The sequence below is a fragment of the Longimicrobium sp. genome (assembly GCF_036554565.1).
GTDB lineage: Bacteria > Gemmatimonadota > Gemmatimonadetes > Longimicrobiales > Longimicrobiaceae > Longimicrobium.
In genome coordinates this window covers 1-4,410 of sequence record NZ_DATBNB010000071.1, presented here as the reverse complement: position 1 = coordinate 4,410, position 4,410 = coordinate 1, and the positions used below count along the sequence as shown (strand labels likewise).

Here is a 4,410-nt window from a genome sequence, read left to right as displayed (position 1 = left end):
CCGCCAGGTGCTCAACCACCATGGCCGGGCTCCACGATCCCGGCCCTTCGGTGCCGTCCGCCCATTCCGTGGGAAGATCCAGCAGGAGCGCCCGCAGCACCCCGGGAGTGCGTTCCAGTACGGCGGTGTGCATGCTCAGGTCTGCGGCGGCCATCGGCTCTCCGTGGGTCATGGTGTGGTCCCCGGCGGCTGCACTTCCGGGCTCAGGAGCCAGTCGTGCTCCCACAGCCCGCCGTGCCCGTGCTGCCGCAGCACCGCGGCGACCTGCGCCCAGTGGCGGATGCCGTGGATGAAGGTGTGAACCAGCACCACGTGCGCCCGCGATTCGATGCGGCCCAGCTTGCGGGTGTCCGAAACCAGCACCCGGTCCAGGGACTCGGGAGCGGCTTCGCGCAGGAAGCGGTCGCGGATGGCTGCGGCCGTGCGGTGGATGCGCCACAGCTCCTGGACCGTTCGGTCCGGCAGCTGCTCGTAGCCCGTCACCGCCTCGCCGGCCAGCCGCTGCGCGTATCGAAGCTCGACCGCGAAGATGTGCTTGACGAGGGTGCGCAGCGTTCCCTCCGCACCCGCTCCGAGGGGCAGGTCCAGCACCTCCGCGGGTGCCGCCTGGAACCACTCCCGCCACCGCTCGGTCTCGCCATCGACGTACGCCGCGAGCACGCCAAGCTCCACGCTCTTCGCAGCCATGTGTTCTCCCGTGCCGGAGGTGGAATCCCTGCTCTCACGGGCAATCTCGGTGGCCCGCGATTCTGCTGTCAATCTTGATCGATGAATCAACTCCACCTCGTCCGGGGTTGACGGGCCGATCAAGATTGACGGCAATCCCCGCCTTCGTCAGTGTTCCCTCCGCGGACAATCCCCGGAAACGCAGACCCTGGAGGAGCGGTGATGAGAACGAGATGGTTGGTGATCGCCGTGCTGGCGGCGGCGGATCCCGTGCGCGCGCAGCCGTCCGTGGTGGTCGAGAACGCCGGGTTCCAGGCACCCGAGTGCGTTCGCCACGACCCGCGCGCCGACGTGTACCTGGTTTCCAACGTCCATGGCGGCCCGGCCGCGCGCGACGGGAACGGCTTCATCTCACGCGTGGCGCCGGACGGGCGGGTGATCTCGCTGAAGTGGATCGAGGGCGGACGTGACGGTGTCGAGCTCCATGCGCCCAAGGGGATGGCGATCCGCGGCGATACGCTGTTCGTGGCCGACATCGACGTGGTGCGCGCCTTTCACCGCAGGACCGGCCGGCCGATCGGAAGCCGGTTCGTGCCGGGCGCCACCTTCCTCAACGACCTGGCCGTGGGGCGCGACGGCACGTTGTACGTCACCGACACCGGGTTCGCCTCCGAAGCCGGTGCGCTCGCCCCGTCGGGCACCGATGCCCTGTACCGCTTCGACACGAGCGGGCGCCCCGTCGTGGTGGCGCGCGGCCCGGCGCTCGGCAACCCGAACGGCGTGGCGGTGGACGGCTCCGGCCACGTGGTGGTCGTCTCCGTCGGGAGCGGAGAGGTGTACCGCGTGGCCCCGGACGGGCGGCGGGCGGACCTGCCGAAGCCGCCTCACGGAGCACTGGACGGCGTCGTGGCGCTGGAGGACGGCTCGCTGCTGGTTTCCAGCTGGGAGGCCGAGGCGGTCTACCGGTTCTCCGGCGGGTCGTGGTCCGTCGCCGCGCGGGGCACGCCCTCCCCGGCGGCGATCGGCTACGACGCACGGCGCCGCCGGCTGCTCATTCCCCAGATGCAGCTGAACCGCCTGGAATTCCGCGAGCTGGCGGACTCCGCCCGATGAGGGTGGAGAAGACGACGCTGCGCGGCTCGCGCATCGTACTGGAGCCGCTGTGCGAGCGGCACCTGCCCGGACTGGCCGCCGCGATCGAGGATGGGTCGCTTTGGGAGATCCCCGTCACGGTGGTTCCGCATCCGCGGGATCTCGGCCCGTTCCTGCACGATGCGCGGGCGCAGTTCGCTGCCGGGAGCGAGCTCGCGTTCACGATCGTGGACGGTGCGTCCGGCGCGGTGGTGGGAAGCACGCGCTTCCGGTCCATCGCCGCCGCGCACCGCCGCGTGGAGATCGGCTTCACCTTCATCGCCCGCACGTGGCAGCGCACCTACGCCAACACCGAAGCCAAGTACCTGATGATGGCCCACGCCTTCAAACGGTGGCGCTGCAACCGTGTGGAATTCGTGACCGACGTGCTGAACACGGCGTCGCGGCGGGCCCTCGCGCGCATCGGCGCCCGGGAGGAGGGCGTGCTGCGCAGCCACATGGTGATGCGCGACGGCCGCATCCGCGATTCCGCGGTGTACAGCGTGGTCGCCGCCGAGTGGCCGCGCGTGCGCGACGGGCTGCGGGGCAGGCTGGAGAACGCCTGAGCATGCCGGGTTCGCACCTGCCGCTCCAGGGGCGCGTGGCCCTGGTCACCGGCGCCGGGCGGGGGATCGGGCGCAGCATCGCGCTGGAGCTTGCCCGGCGCGGCGCGGCCGTGGGGCTGCTGGCCCGGACGCGCGCACAACTCGAGGCCGTCGCCGGGGAGATCCGCTCGAACGGGAGCCACGCGGCCATCGCGGCCGCGGACGTCGGGCGGATCGGGGAAGTGGAACGGGCGCTGAGCCGGATCGGCCGGGCGCTGGGGCCGGTGGACATCCTGGTGAACAACGCTGGCGCCATGCCGCTGGGTGCCATTCTGGACAGCGACCCCGATGAATGGTGCGACGCGTTCCGCGTGAACGTCTTCGGGGCGTACTTCTGCGCACGGAGCAGCGTTCCCGGGATGCTGGCCGGGGGGTGGGGCCGCATCGTCAACGTCTCCTCCGGGCTCGCTCACCGGCTCCAGGCCACGCACCGAAGCGCCTACGTTTCCAGCAAGGCCGCCCTGGACCGGCTGACCCATGCCCTGGCGGCCGAGTTCGCCGGCTCGGGAGTGACGGTGAACGGAATCTACCCGGGTGTGACGGATACGGTGCTCCAGCGGCAGCTGCGAGACGCCCCCGAGCCGGCGGTGGGGCCGGACCAGCGCTGGTACCGGGAATGCCACGCGCGTGGCGCGCTGCACCCGCCGGCCCGCCCCGCCGCGTTGGTCGCGGCACTCGTCGCCAGCCCCCTGCACGGCGAAATCGTCGATCTGGATTCCGCGCGAGCCGGGGAAATCCTGGCGTCGTGGGGGGTGCCCCCGTGATGTTCGGAACGCTGGTAGAATCCGCGGTCTCCCTGGCCGCGGCGTTCATGCCGCTCCGCGCATGGCCGTGAGGGCCATCCCTGCCCCGGGCCATTGCGAGCCGTGCCGGGGGTGAGCAACTTGGGCGCTGAATCATCACGAGCGTCCAGGAACTCCATGCTGCTGCGGATCACGGAGCGGGGGCTGTACTGCGAGGCGGGCGACTTCTTCATCGACCCGTGGCAGCCGGTGGACCGGGCGGTGATCACCCATGCGCACGGCGACCACGCGCGCTGGGGCTCGCGGGTGTACCTGGGCTCGCGCGAGGGCGAGGCCGTGCTGCGCACGCGGCTGGGCCCCGGCGCGCGCATCCGCTCGGTGGAGTACGGCCTGCCGATCGACGTGAACGGCGTGCGCATCAGCCTTCACCCGGCGGGCCACATCCTGGGCAGCGCGCAGGTGCGGGTGGAGCACGGGGGCGAGGTGTGGGTGGTGTCGGGCGACTACAAGACGGAGGCAGACCCCACCTGCACCCCGTTCGAGCCCGTCCGCTGCCACACCTTCATCACCGAGAGCACCTTCGGCCTCCCCATCTACCGCTGGCAGCCGGATGCCGAGGTGTTCGGCGAGATCACCGCGTGGTGGCGCGCCAACGCGCAGGCCGGCCGCGCGTCGCTGCTGATGGGCTACGCGCTGGGCAAGGCGCAGCGGCTGCTGGCGGGGCTGGATCCATCCATCGGCCCCATCTACACCCACGGCGCGGTGGAGCGGCTGAACGAGGACTACCGGCGGATGGGGATTCCGCTCCCCGAAACCCGGTACGCCGGCGCGGAGCCGCGGGGCACCGTCTGGGGCGGGGCGATGATCGTGGCGCCGCCCTCGGCCATGGGCACGCCGTGGATGAGGCGCTTCGGCGCGACGTCCACCGCGTTCGCGAGCGGATGGATGCGGGTGCGGGGGCAGCGGCGGCGGCGGTCGGTGGACCGGGGATTCGTGCTGTCGGACCACGTGGACTGGCCCTCGCTGCTGGGTGCGATCAAGGAGACGGGCGCGGAGTGCGTATGGGTGACGCACGGGTACCGGGAGCCGGTGGTGCGCTGGCTTCGGGAGCGCGGCTGGCGGGCGCAGGCCATCGCCAGCCGCTGGGAAGGCGAGTCCGACGAGGCCGACGTGCTCCCAGATGCCTCGGAGGGGGAGGAGCCCACACCCGGTCCCGATCCGTCATCCTGAACGGCCCAGGCTTACCGGACCGGGGACGCACACGG

Annotated in this window: 5 protein-coding genes; 4 read left to right on the top strand and 1 reads right to left on the bottom strand. The window is 71.7% G+C overall.

Translation table 11 applies throughout. The features are described from left to right. Positions 1-168: 168 nt before the first annotated feature. On the bottom strand, positions 169-687 hold the full coding sequence (locus tag VIB55_RS02015; RefSeq protein ID WP_331874992.1) for a DinB family protein: 519 nt from the start codon (positions 685-687) through the stop codon (positions 169-171). 201 nt (positions 688-888) lie between these two features. On the opposite strand from VIB55_RS02015, the gene VIB55_RS02010 reads away from it, so the two are divergent. The 4 genes from VIB55_RS02010 to VIB55_RS01995 all read left to right on the top strand — a co-directional run bounded on the left by VIB55_RS02010 (position 889) and on the right by VIB55_RS01995 (position 4,375). Further along, a complete protein-coding gene (locus tag VIB55_RS02010) occupies positions 889-1,779 on the top strand; it encodes a hypothetical protein (RefSeq protein ID WP_331874991.1) in 891 nt (296 codons plus the stop codon). Continuing rightward, complete coding sequence (locus VIB55_RS02005) at positions 1,776-2,363, top strand: GNAT family protein (RefSeq protein ID WP_331874990.1); 588 nt, start codon at positions 1,776-1,778, stop codon at positions 2,361-2,363. Before VIB55_RS02010 ends, VIB55_RS02005 begins: the two co-directional genes overlap by 4 nt. A 2-nt stretch (positions 2,364-2,365) precedes the next feature. Continuing rightward, entirely contained in the window at positions 2,366-3,166 is an 801-nt protein-coding gene (locus VIB55_RS02000) for an SDR family oxidoreductase (protein WP_331874989.1), read from the top strand. A gap of 156 nt (positions 3,167-3,322) precedes the next feature. Beyond that, the gene (locus VIB55_RS01995) at positions 3,323-4,375 is read left to right on the top strand and encodes a ligase-associated DNA damage response exonuclease (protein ID WP_331874988.1); all 1,053 of its coding nucleotides are present in this window, start codon (positions 3,323-3,325) and stop codon (positions 4,373-4,375) included. The last annotated feature ends 35 nt before the right edge of the window (positions 4,376-4,410 follow it).